Raw genomic sequence first — 18007 nt, forward strand, 5'->3', positions numbered from 1 at the left:
TACAAACGTGTGGGCTTGGCCTTTGTTAAAAGCGCCCCTTATTAGTAGTTAACCACAACCCGATCATCACCTAGATAGGCTTTTAGCTGCTGTAAGGAAGCTTCATCAAGCGGTGCTTTATAATCACTACCTAAACGTACTTGGGCTAAGGCCTTATCCGTTTCATAGTTGACTAAAATCGGACACTCACTCTCCCCTTCTGGCGGTATCAGCGAGGCCAGCTTATCCAGGAAGCCATTTTGTGATTGCGCCTGATTGACGGATAAATTCAAGCTACGCGCATAAATCTTGCGCGCTGTCTGCACATCATAGAGCGCTTCAACTCGTAGTCGGGTATTACCAGTGTGGTATTCGGTATTGAGCGTGCCGCTAATGACCAGCACCTCTTCCATTTTCACCAGCTCCTGATACTCCTCAAACACATTGCTGAAGATAAACACCTCATAATAGGCCGTTTTATCATCCAACTGCACAAAGGCGCGCTTACCTTTTTCAGTGTTTTGAGTACGGATACTAGAAACCAACCCAGCCAGTACTACCGGATGTTTTTGATAGGTTTGATTACTATCTTCCTCTGCCAAATCCGATAATTTCACGCTACGAATCTGACTAATTTCAGCTTCATATTCGTTAATCGGGTGACCCGTCAGATACAAGCCCAGCGCCGTTTTTTCCATGCGGAGGCGTTCACGCTCTGGCCACTCTGGCAAATCAGGCGCTAGTTTTTCATCCTGCTCCACCACCATTGAGCCGCCAAATAAATCAGTTTGGCCGATGACTTCATCGCGATGCAGCTGTTGTGCCATGCGAATCACTTCGGGCAAATGAGCCACCATTGAACGGCGGTTTTTACCCAGACTATCGAACACGCCTGCATTAATCAGCGTTTCCAATACACGCTTAGTTAGCTTATTGGATTTTACGCGTTTGCAGAGATCTGGTAATGAGGCAAATGGGCCATTCGCTTCGCGCTCAGCCAAGATCACACTAATCGCGCTTTCACCAGCGCCCTTTACCGCGCCTAAGCCGAAGATCAAATTGCCCTCATGCTCGGTACTAAAACGATAGCCCGAGCGATTCACATCCGGCGGAATAACCTCCAGACCCAGCTGGCGACATTCATCAATAAAGGTCACCACCTTCTCGGTGTTATCCATATCCGAGGACAATACCGCTGCCATAAAGGCTGCCGGATAATGCGCTTTCAACCAAATAGTTTGGAATGAAACCAAGGCATAAGCTGCGGAGTGAGATTTGTTAAAACCATACTCTGCGAACTTTTCCATCAAATCGAAAATAGCCGTTGCCTGATCGGGATCGATACCACGACCGCCCGAACCTTCCATGAAGATTTCACGCTGCTTGGCCATTTCCTCAGGCTTTTTCTTACCCATCGCCCGTCGCAGCATGTCCGCACCACCCAGCGAGTAACCCGCCAGAATCTGTGCGATCTGCATTACCTGCTCCTGATACACGATTACCCCGTAGGTCGTGTTTAGAACAGGCTCAAGGTCCGGATGCGGGTATTCAACTTTGGCGATACCTTTTTTCCGGTTTACGAAGTCGTCCACCATGCCCGACTGCAATGGGCCCGGCCGGTAGAGCGCCACCAAAGCGATAATATCTTCGAACACATCCGGCGATAATCGCCCGATCAATTCTTTCATACCACGCGATTCAAGCTGGAATACCGCGGTGGTTTTTGCCGAACGCAACAGCTCGTAGGATTTTGGATCATCCAACGGAATTTGCGTGATATCGATGGGCTCTTCGCCTTTTTTAGCGCGCAGATCATTGATGATTTTAACCGCCCAATCGATGATGGTCAGATTACGCAGGCCCAAGAAGTCGAACTTAACCAAGCCAACCGCTTCTACGTCGTCCTTATCGAACTGCGATACCAGACTTCCGCCACCTTCTTCACAATACAGCGGGGTAAAATCAACCAAAGCCGATGGCGAAATTAATACACCACCCGCGTGCTTACCAACGTTTCGGGTCAAACCCTCCAGTGATAGCGCGAGGTCGATCAGGCTTTTAACTTCCTCATCTTCATCGTAAAGCACTTTTAAGTCAGGAGACTCTTTAAGTGCTTTGGTCAGGGTCATTTTGATTTCAAATGGGATTAGCTTAGCAATCCGATCCACAAAACCATAAGGATGCCCAAGCACACGACCTACGTCACGTACTACCGCTTTAGCCGCCATGGAGCCGTAGGTAATGATCTGCGATACCTTGTCACGACCATAGGTTTCCGCCACGTAGTCGATAACCATTTCCCGCTTATCCATACAGAAATCGATATCGAAATCGGGCATGGATACACGTTCAGGGTTCAGGAATCGCTCAAACAGCAGGTCATATTTCAGTGGATCAATATCGGTAATTTTTAGCGCGTATGCCACTAAGGAGCCCGCACCAGAACCACGTCCCGGCCCTACTGGCACATCGTTATCCTTACCCCACTGAATAAAATCAGCAACAATTAAGAAGTAACCGGGAAATCCCATACCATTGATTACGTCCAGCTCAATTTGCAGACGCTCATCGTAGGATTTTCGTTGTTCAGCAAATGCCGGTGCATTCACATCAAACATCACCTGAAAGCGTTCTTCCATGCCCTCGCGTGATACTTGGCAGAAATATTCCGCTTCGGTCATACCCTCTGGGATTGGGAATGCTGGCAGGTAGTTTTTGCCCAGCGTCAGCTCCACCGTACAACGGCGTGCAATCTCGACAGTGTTTTCAATCGCAGAAGGAATGTCCGCAAACAACTCCTTCATTTCAGCCGCACTTTTCAGATATTGCTGCGGCGAATACAGTTTCTCACGACGCTTATCAACCAGCGTGTAGCCATCATGGATACACACCCGCGCCTCATGCGATGAAAAGGCATCTTCGGTGAGGAAGCGCACATCATTAGTGGCTACTACGGGCACATCGTATTTGGCAGCCAGTTCGACTGAGGCCTGTAAATAGCGTTGTTCACCCACGCGCCCTGTGCGCTGTAATTCGATGTAAAAGCGGTCTGGGAAGACGCTCATCCAGTCTTGCAAACGCTTCTCTGCCACGCCGGCATTGTCTGCCAGCAAGGAATATCCAATATCCCCGTCGCGCGCGCCAGACAAGGCAATAATTCCTTCATTCAGCTCTTTAATCCAACTCCGCTGGACTCGCGGTTTACCAAGCACCTGCCCTTCCTGATAAGCCTTTGAAATCAGCTTGGAAATATTCAGGTAGCCTTGGTTGTTCTGGCATAGCAGGATCATGTGATAGAGCAGGTCAGGATCTTCTTCATCCTGCAGCAACACATCCACCCCGAAAATCGGTTTCAGTCCCTGCCCCATTGCGGCACGGTAAAACTTCACCATCGCAAACAGATTGTTCTGGTCGGTCATCGCAACCGCAGGCATTTCGCCCGCTTCCACGGCAGGCATCAATTGCTTAATGCGTAGCGTGCTGTCGACTAGCGAAAATTCAGTGTGTAAGCGCAGGTGAACGAAACTCATTGCGGGTTCCTGATTATATTTTGTACGGGTTTAAAACTGAGGCGGTGAATGGGGCTTGCACCTTGCTTGATCAGTGCTTCCCGGTGCTGCTTGGTGGGATAACCCTTGTGCTTGGCAAAGCCGTAGCCCGGATATTTGATATCCATATCTTCCATTTCATGATCACGTGCCACTTTGGCAATAATGGAGGCGGCACTGATTTCAGCTTCAGTGAGGTCGCCTTTTACAATAGCTTCCATTGGATACGGTAAATCCGGGCAGCGATTGCCATCAATCTTCACAAACTCTGGCTCCACGCTCAAACCTTCAACCGCGCGTTTCATGGCTAACATGCTAGCCCAGAGAATATTGATTTCATCAATTTCAGCGACTTCAGCGCGACCTAATGACCAAGCTAATGATTTCTCACGAATCTCAATCGCCAGTGCTTCGCGGCGTTTTTCAGTGAGTTTCTTGGAATCGGTTAGCCCTTCAATCGGCTGATTCGGATCTAAAATAACGGCAGCGGCAACCACCGGTCCAGCCAGCGGCCCACGACCGACTTCGTCGACACCTGCAATGAGTTGTGACACGGTGTGTTACCTCTTGAAAATGCTTGGTATTAAGTTAATGCGTGTGACGCTCAAAGCAATTGATCAGCCTGCTGACTACTCTATTAACCGGCTTTGCTAATCAGTTGTTTAATAGCCAATGCGGCTTGTCGACTGGCATCTTGTTTCAGTGTTTTGTGTATTTCAGTAAAGCGCTGCTCGCGATACGCAGCTTGCTCTGCGGTTTCGGCAAACTGTGCTTCTACCGCATCCACCAACGCTTGTGGCGATAGTTTTTCTTGCATGACTTCTGGCACCAAACACTCATTCGCCAAGTTATTTGGCAAGGTGTAATACGGTGATTTAATCATGCCTAGCTGGGTAATGATCCAACCGGTTAACGCAGCAACCGCATAAGCTGCCACCATGGGCCGGCCAACCAACATGCCTTCTAATACTGCCGTTCCCGATGCCATCAAAATCTGATCTGAAGCTGCCATTACGGTACGTGACTGCCCTTCAATAAAATGAATCGGCACTTCAGGCGCATACTGTTGATGCAGCGCTTTAAATTTCGCAGCGATTTTATCATTGACCAAGGGCGTGACAAACTGCCAATCCGGATGGTTTTGGTGCAGGGTCGCAACTGCTTGTAAAAAATGCGGCCCAAGCCGTTGAATTTCCCCTGAGCGACTTCCCGGCAATACAGCAAGCAATCTCGCAGCTTCCGGCAGATTTAGCGCTTTGCGGGCAGCCAAGGCATCATTGTGCAATGGAATCTCATCTGCTAAAGGATGACCAACAAATGCAACCGGAACTTTGTGTGCTTCGTAAAAAGACGCTTCAAATGGAAATAACGCCAGCATCAAGTCGAGTTTACCGACAAACTTTTTAACCCGCCCTTGTCGCCATGCCCAAATGGAGGGGCTGACATAATGAGCAACCCGAACGCCATTCGCATGCAGCTTACGCTCCAGTAACAGATTAAAGTCCGGTGCATCAATGCCAATCATGATATCAGGTGGATTATCGGTCCAGCGCTGAATCAAGCTTTTACGAATGCCCAGCAATTCCCATAAGCGACCAATCACCTCAGAGAAACCCATCACTGAGAGACGCTCCATATCATGCAGCGAGACACAGCCGGCAGCCTGCATTTCAGGGCCAGCAATGCCTTCAAATTGCGCATCAGGGAAATGGACTTTGAGGGCTTGAATCAAACGCGCCCCCAAAATATCTCCGGAAACCTCACCCGAAACCAACGCTATTCTCATCAGCGAATAATGCCGCGTTCGCTGCGACGGCAGAAATCTAGCAATAGCTGCACATCATCATGCCCGGAGTACGCACCTTCCATTTCCTGCAAGGCTTGCTGAAATGGCATATCTAAACGATACAGATAGCGATAGCACTGCTTAATGCGTGCCTGACTTTCAGAATCAAAGCCATTACGCTTCAGGCCTTCTTTGTTGATTCCACGCGGGACTGCCGGCGTGCCATGCGACATAATATACGGCGGCAAATCTTTAGTCAGTGCCGTGCCCATTCCGGTAAAGGAATACGCACCCACATGACAGAACTGATGAACCAGCGTGAAGCCACCTAAAATCGCATAGTCGTGAATATGCACATGACCTGCTAAGGTCGCATTATTGGCAAAAATCGTACCATTACCCACAATACAATCATGCGCAATATGCACATAAGCCATGATCCAGTTGTCATCACCAATTACCGTCTTGCCAATATCTTGGGCAGTACCACGATTGATGGTGCAACTCTCACGAATCACATTGCGATCCCCAATAATCAGCTCGGTTGGCTCGCCCGCATACTTTTTATCCTGCGGTGCTTCACCCACTGAGGAAAATTGGAAAATCTCGTTATCTTTACCAATTCGGGTCGGCCCCTGAATCACCACGTGCGGGCCAATCCAACTACCCTCACCGATAATGACATCCGGACCGATTACCGAATAAGCGCCCACACTGACATTATTTGCCAGCTGCGCGCTCGGATCAATGACTGCCGTTGGATGGATCAAGCGCCCTCCTTCACCACAGCACACATAAGTTCTGCAGAGGTAACTGTTTTGCCGTCTACTTTCGCTTCAGTCTTAAAGAACCAGATCGTACCTTTACGTTTAACCAGCTCGGCGTGTAGCTCAACCTGATCTCCCGGTACTACCTGCTTGCGGAAACGAACGTTATTGACGCCAACCAGAATGTATAAAGTATCTTCCTGAGGCTCAGTTCCCATGGTCAGGAAGCCTAGCAGCCCAGTCGCCTGCGCCATCGCTTCAATCAACAACACGCCCGGCATGATTGGCTGATCAGGAAAGTGGCCGTTAAAAAATGGCTCATTGATTGAGACATTTTTAATCGCTTTCAGGTATTTGCCTTCTTCATAGTCCAATACGCGATCGACTAATAAAAACGGATAACGGTGGGCAAGGAATTTTCTGATTTCCACTACGTCCATTACTTTCATTCACTACTTCCTGATTTGTTTTGGTTAAGTTCTGCGAGTTGCTTTTGCAAGTCACGAATGGTTTTTGCCATGTCATCCAATTGCGAGAAGCGCACTGCATTTCGGCGCCAGCGTTTGGATTCTGAAACGGGTACGCCTGAAGAGTATACACCAGACTGCTTTATTGAGCTCGCCACCATGCCCATACCGGTCACAATCACATCATCCGCAATGGTGATATGACCAGCCATACAAACAGCGCCACCGATCTGGCAACGCTTACCAACGGTAGTACTGCCCGCAATCGCGGTTGCGCCAGCCATCGCCGTATAATCACCGATCACACAGTTATGGCCAATCTGAATTTGGTTATCGAGGATTACGCCATTACCGATAATGGTATCGCTTAGCGCGCCACGGTCGATCGTGGTATTAGCCCCGATCTCCACATTGTCGCCAATTTGCACCGAGCCGACCTGTGGAATTTTATGCCAAACATGTTGATTTGGCGCATAACCGAAGCCATCACTACCGATAATAGTACCCGAATGAATACGAGAGGCTTTGCCGATGCGTACGCCATGATACAAAGTGACATTAGCCATTAATTGGACGTCAGCGGCTAACTGACAACCTGCACCAACCACGCAGCCTGGGCCAATCACAACATTATCGCCCAAGCTCGCGCCAGACTCGACAACGGCATTGGGACCAATACTAACATTTTTACCCAATGCCACATCCTCAGCTACTACTGCACTGGGGTGAATGCCCAACGGGGCTTGAGCTTCAGGGTATAAATGCTGCATTACTTTTGCATAAGCAAAATAAGGATTGTCATGTTTTAGCAATGCGCCCTTAAAAGCGCTCACATTCATTTTTGGCGAAACAATGAGTGCCTCAGCCTTGCACTCTGCAATGCCGGATAAGTATTTTGGGTTGCTGATAAAGCTTAATTCACCCGCTTGAGCCTTATCGACCGGAGCAACGGCCTGTATCAGTAAATCGGGATTGCCTTCAAGGCTGGCGCCGGTTATTTCAGCCAGCTCTGCCAAACGTATTACTGCCATATTTATTGCTCCGTTGATTTTTTATTGTTTTGCGTACCAGACTGTTTTTGGTCAAATTGGCGCTGCAAATAATTTAATACATCTGGCGTAATATTAACCCGAGCGCTCGCAGCAACGTATTCCTCAATCACGACATCAATCTCGCGCTCTTCGCGGACGTCTTCGATTGCCTTAAATACACTTTGTTGGACCGAATCCAAAGCAGCATCTCGCGCGAAACGTAATTCTTCACGAAAATCCTCTAAAGCACGCGTCCGGTCACGCTTGCGAGTACGCACTTCCCGCTCATTTTGCTGGCGCTGCTCAGGCGTCCAGGTGACTAGATTACGTTCACGCTCAGCTTCCAGCTGGCCAATCAACTCAAGCTCTTTACTGAGGGCCAACTCACGAGGTGAAAAGCGTGCTTTGAGCTCAAGCCCTGCGGACTCAGCCTCTGGCGCATTTTTCATCAAGTATGCCACATCAACCACGGCAATTGTTACATGCGTGGTTTCAGCCAAAGCAGGCAAACTTAGAAAACTAAGCAGTACTAATAACAAAGGGAGTGAGCGCTGTTTAATCCGCACAATGTTAGATTTAATATTATTCGTCATCATCATAGTTTACTCGCCGCTACTTTTTGACACAATTATAGATTACTGCAATTAATTTACCGTCATTTTAAAAACAGCTGGTTCTTAAACGCAAAGACCCCGCCATAATAGCGGGGTCCTAGTGTTGTAGCTATGAGCTAAAGCTTAGAAGTTAGCACCCACAGAGAATTGTAACTCCTGAGTTTTATCATCGTCTTTAGCATTCAATGGCTTAGCATAACTTAAGCTCAGTGGTCCCAATGGAGATACCCACGTCAAGCCAACACCTGCGGAATAACGAATATCGCCGGTATCGATCTCATCGTTAAATACGTTACCCGCATCAACGAAGACACTACCTTTCAGACCATCGACATCCGTTAAGAACGGTACTGGGAAGCGTACTTCAGCCGAGGCGTTAACCGAGACATTACCACCAATGGCTTCCGGATCATCCAGATCACCATCGGTTGGACCTAAAGAGTTGTACTCAAAACCACGAACTGTGCGGATACCTCCTGAGTAGAAGTTTTCAAAGAACGGCAACTCATCAGTATCACCAAAACCATCACCGTAAGCCAAGCCACCTTTCAGCACACCGGTAAAGTTCTCAGAGATCGGGAAGTAAGCCGAACCGCTGTACTTAATCTTGTAGTACTCCAAGTCACTGGATGGCAAACCAACTTCTAGCACCAAACTTTGGATCTGACCTGAAGTTGGGAAGATGGTACGGTCACGCGTGTCATGCACATAGCTGGCAGTACCCAGAATTTCGGTGTACTCATCGCCATTTTCTTCAATATACTCTTCAATATAGGTCGGACTTGAAGAGGTCGTGCTAATTTTGCGTTGCTCTGCACCAATACTAAAGCGCAAAGAGTCATCTTCGTCGATTGGGAACGTGTAGTTAATACTCGCACCATATCGATCACTCTCATAATCTGAGGTGTCATCGTCCGAGGTATCTGTCTTGTCGTAGTAAACCTTAAAGCCGCGACCAACCCCATCAATCGTGTGATATGGGTTGTTATAACTCAGGTTGAAACTCTGCTCAGACTCACTGTTTGAACCGGCTACTGATAAGCTTTTACCCGTACCCATAAAGTTGTTTTGCGTCAAGCCGACATTAAACAGGATTCCGGCAGTCTGTGAGTAACCCACACCGGCGGTAAACTGATTAGATGAACGCTCTTTAACCGTGATATCCAAATCAACCTGATCGTTAGTACCGACCACAGGTGAAGTATCAATCTTAACGGACTCAACAAACGCCAGGCGCTGGATACGGCGACGTGACTGCTCGACGGACTCTTTTGAGTAGAATGAGCTTTCCAGCTGACGCATTTCACGACGGAAAACTTCATCCTTGGTGCGGTAGTTACCACGCACATTAATACGGCGAACATAAGTACGCTGACCTTGCTTCAGGTCGAAGGCAATATCTACACGCTTATTAATTTCATCAATCTTTGGTAACACATCGACCTTAGCAAAGGCGTAACCGTACTTGCCCATTTCACTGGCAAAGTTCTTCTGCGTCTCGCGAAGTAGAGCCTGAGAGTAAACCTGACCTGTTTTCAGCTTAACCAGCTTTTGAATACCTGCTGACTGAGTACCGGTGACATCAACTTTACCGACTCGGTATTGATCACCTTCTTTAACCGCGATGTTAACGTTAACCGTACGCTTATCATCCGACAGTGTGACTTGGCTGGACAGTATCTCAAAACGTAAGAAACCACGGTCACGGTAGAATGACGTCAAGTTATCCAGATCGCCAACCAACTTGCCTTTAGAGTACTCATCACGACTACTTAAGAAAGCCAATCGACTTTTCGGGCCTGATTCCAGCAGCTTCAACAAAGTTACTTCAGGAAATGCCTTATTACCGGTAATCTTGACGTTTCTAATCTTAGCCGTGCTGCCTTCTTGCACAGTCACTTTCACCGCTGCACGGCCATCACTGGCAGGTGTAATGGTTGAAGAGACTTTTGCAGAATAGTTGCCACGAGACACCAACTGCTGCTGTAGCTCTTTCTCAAACTGAGATAAAGCCGCTTTGTCTAATGGACGACCTGGTGCAATTCCACCGCCGCGCATAGCATCTAACAACACCTTGTTGGTTAGTGACTTGTTACCTTCAAAGGTAATTGCACTAATCGCTTGGCGCTCTGAAACTTTGACTACCAGTACGTTACCACGACGACTCAGACTGATGTCATCAAATAAACCGGTACGATACAGTGAATTAACCACATCAGCCGTCATCCGATCGTCAAAGGTTTGACCTACCCGAACTGGCACATTACTCAGTACTGTACCTGCGTTGATACGCTTTAAGCCGCTAACCTGGATATCTTGCAGCAAAAAACTGTCGGCCCACACTCCCTGGCTCAGTGCAAACAGGCAACTGGCAAATGAAAGCTGTAGTGTTTGTTTTTTCATAATTAACTCACTAATCGTGTTATGTCGTTATAGATTGCCAGCACCATGAGCACACCGACCATGGCCATGCCAATACGCATCCCAATTTCTTCTACCTTCTCAGAAACCGGGCTACCTTTGACGATTTCAATCAGATAATACAATAAATGACCACCATCCAGCATTGGCACTGGCAAGAGGTTTAACACCCCAAGACTCAGGCTAACGATCGCCAGAAAGCTCATAAAGACAGAGAAGCCAATCAACGCACTTTTACCCGCGTAATTCGCGATAGTAATCGGGCCACTGATATTTTTGATAGAGGCTTCACCGGTAATCAAACGCCCCATCACCCGCAGAGTCATCACCGATAAATCCCAAGTCTCAACCGCGCCTTTGTACAAGGCATCACCCACTGAAGAGTGGCTGGTAAAGAGCAAACGCTCCCGAATGCCCTCTTCCATTAAGCGAGCCATGCGAATACCCAGCAAGCCAACGGTTTGTCCTTCTACAACAGAAGGCTTTGGTGTAACGGTAAGGTCTGACTCAACGCCATCACGGGAAATTCGTAACTGAACCGGCTGATCAGCGTGATTATTAATGTAAGTGGAGAATTCAAGCGTCGATGTAATGGTTTGCCCATCCATTGCCAGAACCTTATCTTCTGGTAGCAAGCCAGCCGCTTCAGCAGCTGAGCCTGGCATCGCTTCCATAACAACCGGAATACTTTTCGGACGCTCAACCTGCAGACCTGTTTTCGCAAGATGATCACCTTCATCTTCTAGCAAAGCAATGCCTTCAAGATTTAGGTTACGAGTACGGGCAGCACCATTCGCGGTTTCAACTTCTATCGTCAGCTGTTGGGTCGCGAGGTATTCATTCAGCAGCGTTAAACGCAGTTGATTAAGCGACTGTACTTCGGTGTCATTAATCTTAGTAACACGGTCCCCAGCTTCAAAACCACTGATGGCCGCTGGCGTATTAGGCAATGGCGCATCCAAGTAAGGACGGACAGAGTCAACACCGATCATGTAGGTGCTGGCAAAGGCCAGAATCGCAAAAATGAAGTTAAACATGGGGCCGGCCAGTACGACCAGAAAGCGCTTCCAAACCGGTTGCACATTAAATGCCCGATGGCGCTCAGCAGGATCAACATCCCCCTCACGCTCATCCAACATTTTGACATAGCCACCGAGGGGAATCAGCGATAGAGAATATTCAACCTTATCGTCGTCTTTGCCCCTAACGGTCCAGATCTGTTTACCAAAGCCGATGGAGAAGCGAAGGACTTTAATGCCGAGTTTACGAGCCACCCAATAATGTCCAAATTCATGAACAGCGACCAATAGGCCAATGGTGACTAAAAACGCAGCGATAGTTATCAAGGAATTCATCATAGAACGGTAGTCTGCTTCTTATTGTTTTTTATCCATAAGCGTGCCTGTTCACGGCTGTCTGCATCCTGAATAAGGATATCCTCTAAGACAAGTGGCGTGCCGCTGGATGCTTGCTCAAGCGCATTTTCAATAAGCTGCGGAATCTCTGTAAAGTTAATACGGTGATTAAGAAAATTCTCAACCGCGATTTCATTAGCGGCATTCAATGCAATACTCGCATAGCCACCCATTTGGTGAGCATCGTATGCAAATTTAAGGCATGGAAACCGATTGAAATCCGGCGCTTCAAAATCCAAGCGCGCCAGTTGGAAAAAATCCAACTCATCCACGCCGGCATCTATTCGCTGTGGCCAAGCCAATGCATAAGCAATCGGCGTGCGCATATCCGGATTACCCAATTGTGCAATCACGGAGCCATCGATGTAAGAAACCATGGAATGAATGGTACTTTGCGGGTGAATAACAACCTGAATCTGCGAGCTAGGCACATCAAATAGCCAACAAGCTTCAATCACCTCCAAGCCTTTATTCATCATGGTGGCGGAATCCACCGAAATTTTTTGTCCCATCGACCAATTAGGATGAGCGACAGCTTGTGCAGGCGTTACCTCATGCAAGGTATCAATGTCGCGAGTGCGGAATGGACCACCAGAACCGGTCAGTAAAATTCGTTTTACACCCGCTTTGCCTTGGACTGGCATACTTTGAAAGATCGCATTATGTTCACTATCAATAGGTAACAGCTCTGCGCCATTATCCCGTACCGCGTCCATAAACAGCTTGCCAGACATGACCAAGGCTTCTTTATTGGCCAGCATTACCCGCTTACCGGCTTTCGCAGCAGCGAGTGAAGGTAGTAGCCCTGCAGCGCCAACAATGGCTGCCATTACATAATCAGTTTCCGGTAGTGCGGCAACCTGCTCTAGTGCAGCAGCCCCACTGAGCACCTCGGTTGAACTACCTGCAGCATTGAGCTTTTCAGCTAGAGCTTCCGCACTAGCCTCATCGACCATGACAGCATATTTGGGATGAAAAGCCTGACATTGCTGAAATAGCACATCGGTTTGCGTATTGGCGGTCAGTGCAATGACTTGATAGTCATTTGGATGACGTGCCAATACATCCAAAGTACTCAGGCCAATTGAGCCTGTCGCACCGAGAACAGTGATTCCTTTCTTCGGCGTCTGCCCCGCCTGCTCTACTGCCATTATATGCCACGCCCCACAAGGCTAACCGACAACCCCAAGACGAATACAGGCAGTGCAACGAGTAAGCCATCGATACGATCTAAAATACCACCGTGGCCCGGCAGGATAGTACCGCTATCTTTCTGGCCAGCTTCGCGCTTTAGCAAGCTTTCAAATAAATCGCCTGCAACCGATAAGGCCGCAACCAGCAAAGACAATAGCAAGAAGTAAACCCAAGCGATGCCAGTAAAACCAAAATAGGAAGCACCTAGTAAAGCCCACAATAACGCAGCGGCCAATCCACCTTTAGCACCTTCTCTGGTTTTGCCTGGGCTTAACTCAGGCGCTAGTTTGGTCACACCAACGGCCTTACCGACAAAGTAAGCCCCAGTGTCCATCGCTGCCACCAAGAAGATCAGGTACAACACGAGCATTGGGTCATGAGCTTGCAGACGCGCTAAAGCCAACCACGCTGGGACTAGTACCAGAAAGCCCGCTAAGCTCAGTAGCCACGGCCTGCTGGAGTAGAATGTGCTATCTTGACGATAAATAGTTAACAACCCAAGGATAGTCACCCAAAAGACCACGCCAGTTGCAATCGCATACCAGCTCACGCCAGTTATATAAATGAGCGTGCCGACAACAATCAGAAAGATAACCGCCCACGCTTGCTGCATTGCTTCAAGGCCGATTAATCGAGCCCATTCCCAGCCGCCAATCGCTAACACGACGACCAGCGAAGCAATTGCAAAATACGGGGTCGGCAGCAGCGTGACGCCAGCCAATACTGCCAAAACCAAGAATATTGCAGTGATGACGCGTTGTTTAAGCATGGTTGGTTTCCTTGACCTGTTCGCCGGTCATGCCAAAACGTCGTTGCCGTGAGGCAAAATCATCAATAGCATCGAGCAGAGCCGACTCATCAAAATCGGGCCATAGGGTATCGGTAAAGTATAATTCCGAGTAAGCCAGTTGCCACAATAAAAAATTGCTGATGCGACGCTCACCACCGGTTCGTATAAACAAATCGGGATCAGGCACATCAGCCGTACTTAATTTACCAGAGAGAGAGTCTTCGGTTAATGGAATGTCAGGCTGCTCATTCAATAACTGCTGAGCAGCCTGCACAATATCCCAACGTCCGCCATAGTTAGCGGCAATTTGCAGCAGTAAACCCTCACCATTGCTGGTCATAGCTTCAACATCTGCAATTTTGCGCTGCAACTTCTCTGAAAAAGCGGTGGTATCGCCGATAAACTTTAAACGAACACCGTGTTTCATCAAGCCTTTCGCTTCACGCTCAAGCGCCGTCGCCAGCAGACTCATCAAACCGCTGACCTCTTCCTCTGGTCGCTTCCAGTTTTCACTGCTAAAGGCAAACAAAGTCAGGCACTCGACGTTCAGACGCCCACAAGCTTTAACGACACTGCGCACAGCTTCTGCCCCGCGGTGGTGCCCAAAAAGCCGTGGCCTCTTACGTTGCTGCGCCCACCGGCCATTGCCGTCCATGACAATGGCAATATGGCGAGGGATAACCGTTGTATTTGTCATATTTTATTATTCGTTATCGGCAATATTCCGGATCTCCGGAAGTTTAAATTTCCATCAGATCCTGTTCTTTCTTGGTCAGAACCTCATCAATCACCTTAATATATTGATCAGTCAGCTTTTGAACACCATCTTGTGCGCGGCGCTCATCATCTTCAGAAATTTCTTTATCTTTCTGCATCGTTTTCAAGCTTGAGTTAGCATCGCGGCGGATGTTACGGATTGCCACGCGCGAGTTTTCAGCTTCGCCACGAACGACTTTAACCAAGTCCTTACGACGCTCTTCTGTCAACGCTGGCATTGGAACACGAATCACAGTACCCGCTGAGTTAGGGTTCAAACCCAAGTCAGACGTCATGATCGCTTTCTCAATCGCCTGTACCATGGTTCTTTCCCATGGCGTAATGCTCAGTGTGCGAGAATCTTCGATACCAATGTTAGCAACCTGGCTCAATGGAACCATACTGCCATAATAATCCACACTAACGTGATCCAACAATGAAGGATGTGCGCGACCCGTTCTTACTTTGGCCAGCTCATCTTTCAGGGCTTCAATGGATTTCTGCATTCTTGTTTCAGCATCTTGCTGAATATCGTCAATCATAACTCTACCTCAACTAAAGTACCGACCGCCTCGCCTTTCATAATGGCTCGCAATGCGTCCGGCTCAAACATATTAAATACACGCAAAGGCATATTATTCTCGCGACATAATACCATTGCTGTAAGATCCATAACACCCAGCTGTTGTGCAATTGCCTGATCAAAAGTCAGTGTATCGTAACGCTTAGCATCCGGGAATTTCACCGGATCAGCGTCATAAACACCATCAACTTTAGTGGCTTTTAGCAACAAATCAGCCCCAATCTCAATCGCGCGCAAGCTCGCAGCACTATCCGTCGTAAAACAAGGATTACCAGTTCCAGCTGCGAAAATAACCACTTCGCCCTGCTCCAGATAACGACGCGCCTGCTCTGCCGAATAAGCCTCACCGAGCTGATCAATCTTTAATGCCGTCATTACGCGGCAACTAACGCCTTGCTTGTGCAATGCATCCTGCATCGCCAAGGCATTCATCACCGTTGCCAGCATACCCATCTGGTCGGCACTGACTTTATTCATGCCGCTTTTTACCAGGCCTTCACCACGGTAAATATTACCGCCGCCAATCACCAGCCCTACTTCAATACCCGCTTGCTGCTGTTCGACAACTTGGCTGGCGGTCTGTTTCAGAAACTCCGGATCAATTCCAAAGTCCATATCGCCCATCAACGCTTCGCCGCTAAGCTTTAGCAGGATGCGCTTTGGAGACTGTACTCTTACATCTGTCATTGCTATGAAAACCCGATTTTTGACTAAAATTGGAACGCTGCATGTGGCCATGCAGTAGCAGCCATAAGCAACAAGTGCGCCTAGACTACATAAAAAAAAGGGACGTTGCTACGTCCCTTTTTTCAATTCAACAAGAAATGTCGAATCTATTTAGCTAGATTGCTTGACCTGAGCCATAACTTCAGCTGCAAAGTCTTCTTGCTTCTTCTCAATACCTTCACCTACTTCGTAACGCAGGAAGCTAACTACTTCCGCACCAGCAGATTTCAGTAACTGAGCAATAGTTTGGTCGCTATCTTTAACGAAAGCCTGACCTAACAATGTTACTTCAGCAAGATACTTACGCATACGGCCTTCAACCATCTTCTCGATGATAGACATTGGCTTACCGCTGTCCTGTGCCTGAGCGATGAAGATTTCTTTTTCCTTCTCCAATACTTCAGCAGGAACATCAGCTTCAGATACACAGATAGGACGGCTAGCAGCAATGTGCATTGCAATGTCCTTACCCAGTGCTTCGTCGCCGCCTTTCAGCACAACTGCTACACCAATACGCTCACCGTGCTGGTAGAAGTTAACCTCTGCATCAGCATCTGTTGCAGTCATCAGCTGGAAACGACGAACCTGGATGTTTTCACCGATCTTAGCAACCAAGTTGTTACGAGTTTCAGCGATAGACTCACCAGAATCCAAAGGCAACTCAGACAGTGCAGCAACATCAGCAGGCTTATCAGCCAATACTTGAGCAGCAACCGCTTCTGCAAAGCCAACGAAGTTATCATCTTTAGCAACGAAATCTGTTTCGCAGTTAACTTCAACAACAGCAGCTTCTTTCTTATCTTCGCTTAATGCGATGATAACGCGGCCTTCTGCAGCAATACGGCCAGCTTTCTTATCAGCTTTGGCAGCACCTGACTTACGCATCAGATCAATCGCAGCATCCATGTCACCATCAGTTTCGGTGAGCATTCTTTTACAGTCCATCATGCCAGCGCCAGTACGCTCGCGTAACTCTTTAACCATTGCAGCTGTAATAGCCATAATATTAAATCCTAAATTTTAAACGCTTATCTTGTGATAAATCTGAACTTACTCAGCAGCAGCTTCTGTTGATGCTTCTGCAGCAGGTGCTTCTTCAGCAGCCGCAACTGGTACAGCAGCAGCCATATCTTCAGCGGTTGTTGCAGCACTTACGTGGCCTTCAACGATGCTGTCAGCAACGGCAGATGCATATAACTGGATCGCACGAATTGCATCGTCGTTACCAGGAATTACATAATCAATACCAGTCAAAGCATTGTTAGTATCAACCACACCGATTACTGGAATACCCAGAGTCACAGCTTCTTTAACAGCAATATCTTCATGCCCAACGTCGATGATGAACAAAGCATCTGGCAAAGAACGCATATCTTTGATACCGCCCAAGCTCTTCTCTAGCTTGTCCAGCTCGCGAGTCAGAGTCAGAATCTCTTTCTTACCACGGCTCTGCATGGTGCCATCAGCAATCATCTTGTCTAGCTCTTGCAAGCGACGGATTGACTGCTTAACTGTTTTAAAGTTAGTCAGCATACCACCCAACCAGCGGTAGTTTACGTAAGGCATTTTACAACGAGTCGCTTCTTCGCGAACCGTGTTTTGTGCTGCACGCTTAGTACCAACGAACAGAATTTTTCCACCACGAGCAGCCAACTTACCAGTAAAGTTCAACGCGTCGTTGAACATTGGAAGAGTCTTCTCAAGGTTGATGATATGAATCTTGTTGCGATCACCAAAGATGTACTGACCCATCTTTGGGTTCCAGTAACGAGTTTGGTGTCCGAAGTGAACGCCTGCTTCTAGCATTTGGCGCATTGTAACTTTTGCCATTAGATAATCCTCTATGGGTTAAGCCTCCACAAATCCCATCAAACAACTGTAAAAACAGCACCCTGTATGATGTGTCGATTCATGTGAGTATTAGGGGCTA

At 48.0% G+C, this 18007-nt stretch carries 16 protein-coding genes; all 16 read right to left on the reverse strand.

What is annotated here, in order from left to right; translation table 11 throughout:
* Positions 1-41 precede the first annotated feature (41 nt).
* The gene (gene dnaE, locus LEUMU_RS0111300; RefSeq protein ID WP_022952395.1) at positions 42-3509 is read right to left on the reverse strand and encodes a DNA polymerase III subunit alpha; all 3468 of its coding nucleotides are present in this window, start codon (positions 3507-3509) and stop codon (positions 42-44) included.
* Positions 3506-4081, reverse strand: a complete 576-nt coding sequence (rnhB, locus tag LEUMU_RS0111305; protein WP_022952396.1) for a ribonuclease HII — start codon at positions 4079-4081, stop codon at positions 3506-3508. The genes dnaE and rnhB overlap by 4 nt, the downstream gene beginning before the upstream one ends.
* A gap of 83 nt (positions 4082-4164) precedes the next feature.
* Complete coding sequence (gene lpxB, locus LEUMU_RS0111310; RefSeq protein ID WP_022952397.1) at positions 4165-5313, reverse strand: lipid-A-disaccharide synthase; 1149 nt, start codon at positions 5311-5313, stop codon at positions 4165-4167.
* On the reverse strand, positions 5313-6083 hold the full coding sequence (lpxA, locus tag LEUMU_RS0111315) for an acyl-ACP--UDP-N-acetylglucosamine O-acyltransferase (RefSeq protein WP_022952398.1): 771 nt from the start codon (positions 6081-6083) through the stop codon (positions 5313-5315). Before lpxA ends, lpxB begins: the two co-directional genes overlap by 1 nt.
* On the reverse strand, positions 6080-6529 hold the full coding sequence (gene fabZ, locus LEUMU_RS0111320; RefSeq protein ID WP_022952399.1) for a 3-hydroxyacyl-ACP dehydratase FabZ: 450 nt from the start codon (positions 6527-6529) through the stop codon (positions 6080-6082). Before fabZ ends, lpxA begins: the two co-directional genes overlap by 4 nt.
* Entirely contained in the window at positions 6526-7578 is a 1053-nt protein-coding gene (lpxD, locus tag LEUMU_RS0111325; protein WP_022952400.1) for a UDP-3-O-(3-hydroxymyristoyl)glucosamine N-acyltransferase, read from the reverse strand. The genes fabZ and lpxD overlap by 4 nt, the downstream gene beginning before the upstream one ends.
* Before the next feature lie 2 nt (positions 7579-7580).
* The gene (locus LEUMU_RS0111330; protein ID WP_022952401.1) at positions 7581-8177 is read right to left on the reverse strand and encodes an OmpH/Skp family outer membrane protein; all 597 of its coding nucleotides are present in this window, start codon (positions 8175-8177) and stop codon (positions 7581-7583) included.
* A 138-nt stretch (positions 8178-8315) separates the two neighbouring features.
* Positions 8316-10595: an outer membrane protein assembly factor BamA gene (gene bamA / locus LEUMU_RS0111335; protein ID WP_022952402.1), complete on the reverse strand. Its 2280-nt coding sequence runs from the start codon at positions 10593-10595 to the stop codon at positions 8316-8318.
* Between the two features lie 2 nt (positions 10596-10597).
* Entirely contained in the window at positions 10598-11971 is a 1374-nt protein-coding gene (gene rseP / locus LEUMU_RS0111340) for an RIP metalloprotease RseP (protein WP_022952403.1), read from the reverse strand.
* A complete protein-coding gene (ispC, locus tag LEUMU_RS0111345; RefSeq protein WP_022952404.1) occupies positions 11968-13179 on the reverse strand; it encodes a 1-deoxy-D-xylulose-5-phosphate reductoisomerase in 1212 nt (403 codons plus the stop codon). Before ispC ends, rseP begins: the two co-directional genes overlap by 4 nt.
* Entirely contained in the window at positions 13179-13991 is an 813-nt protein-coding gene (locus LEUMU_RS0111350) for a phosphatidate cytidylyltransferase (protein ID WP_022952405.1), read from the reverse strand. Before LEUMU_RS0111350 ends, ispC begins: the two co-directional genes overlap by 1 nt.
* A complete protein-coding gene (gene uppS, locus LEUMU_RS0111355) occupies positions 13984-14709 on the reverse strand; it encodes a polyprenyl diphosphate synthase (protein WP_022952406.1) in 726 nt (241 codons plus the stop codon). Before uppS ends, LEUMU_RS0111350 begins: the two co-directional genes overlap by 8 nt.
* Positions 14710-14752: 43 nt before the next feature.
* Positions 14753-15310: a ribosome recycling factor gene (gene frr, locus LEUMU_RS0111360; RefSeq protein ID WP_022952407.1), complete on the reverse strand. Its 558-nt coding sequence runs from the start codon at positions 15308-15310 to the stop codon at positions 14753-14755.
* Positions 15307-16038 carry a UMP kinase gene (gene pyrH / locus LEUMU_RS0111365; protein ID WP_026744689.1) on the reverse strand — a complete coding sequence of 244 codons (732 nt, stop codon included), beginning with the start codon at positions 16036-16038 and terminating at the stop codon, positions 15307-15309. Before pyrH ends, frr begins: the two co-directional genes overlap by 4 nt.
* A gap of 150 nt (positions 16039-16188) precedes the next feature.
* A complete protein-coding gene (tsf, locus tag LEUMU_RS0111370) occupies positions 16189-17079 on the reverse strand; it encodes a translation elongation factor Ts (RefSeq protein ID WP_022952409.1) in 891 nt (296 codons plus the stop codon).
* Positions 17080-17127: 48 nt separating this feature from the next.
* On the reverse strand, positions 17128-17907 hold the full coding sequence (gene rpsB, locus LEUMU_RS25730; RefSeq protein ID WP_022952410.1) for a 30S ribosomal protein S2: 780 nt from the start codon (positions 17905-17907) through the stop codon (positions 17128-17130).
* Positions 17908-18007: the final 100 nt, after the last annotated feature.

The sequence above is a fragment of the Leucothrix mucor DSM 2157 genome (assembly GCF_000419525.1).
Lineage (GTDB): Bacteria > Pseudomonadota > Gammaproteobacteria > Thiotrichales > Thiotrichaceae > Leucothrix > Leucothrix mucor.

What these genes read in the sequence shown, in the direction of transcription:
- dnaE (WP_022952395.1), bottom strand. Translation starts at nt 3,509, where the DNA reads ATGAGTTTCGTTCACCTGCGCTTACACACTGAATTTTCGCTAGTCGAC.
- lpxB (WP_022952397.1), bottom strand. Translation starts at nt 5,313, where the DNA reads ATGAGAATAGCGTTGGTTTCGGGTGAGGTTTCCGGAGATATTTTGGGG.
- fabZ (WP_022952399.1), bottom strand. Translation starts at nt 6,529, where the DNA reads ATGAAAGTAATGGACGTAGTGGAAATCAGAAAATTCCTTGCCCACCGT.
- lpxD (WP_022952400.1), bottom strand. Translation starts at nt 7,578, where the DNA reads ATGGCAGTAATACGTTTGGCAGAGCTGGCTGAAATAACCGGCGCCAGC.
- LEUMU_RS0111330 (WP_022952401.1), bottom strand. Translation starts at nt 8,177, where the DNA reads ATGATGATGACGAATAATATTAAATCTAACATTGTGCGGATTAAACAG.
- bamA (WP_022952402.1), bottom strand. Translation starts at nt 10,595, where the DNA reads ATGAAAAAACAAACACTACAGCTTTCATTTGCCAGTTGCCTGTTTGCA.
- rseP (WP_022952403.1), bottom strand. Translation starts at nt 11,971, where the DNA reads ATGATGAATTCCTTGATAACTATCGCTGCGTTTTTAGTCACCATTGGC.
- ispC (WP_022952404.1), bottom strand. Translation starts at nt 13,179, where the DNA reads ATGGCAGTAGAGCAGGCGGGGCAGACGCCGAAGAAAGGAATCACTGTT.
- LEUMU_RS0111350 (WP_022952405.1), bottom strand. Translation starts at nt 13,991, where the DNA reads ATGCTTAAACAACGCGTCATCACTGCAATATTCTTGGTTTTGGCAGTA.
- uppS (WP_022952406.1), bottom strand. Translation starts at nt 14,709, where the DNA reads ATGACAAATACAACGGTTATCCCTCGCCATATTGCCATTGTCATGGAC.
- frr (WP_022952407.1), bottom strand. Translation starts at nt 15,310, where the DNA reads ATGATTGACGATATTCAGCAAGATGCTGAAACAAGAATGCAGAAATCC.
- pyrH (WP_026744689.1), bottom strand. Translation starts at nt 16,038, where the DNA reads ATGACAGATGTAAGAGTACAGTCTCCAAAGCGCATCCTGCTAAAGCTT.
- tsf (WP_022952409.1), bottom strand. Translation starts at nt 17,079, where the DNA reads ATGGCTATTACAGCTGCAATGGTTAAAGAGTTACGCGAGCGTACTGGC.
- rpsB (WP_022952410.1), bottom strand. Translation starts at nt 17,907, where the DNA reads ATGGCAAAAGTTACAATGCGCCAAATGCTAGAAGCAGGCGTTCACTTC.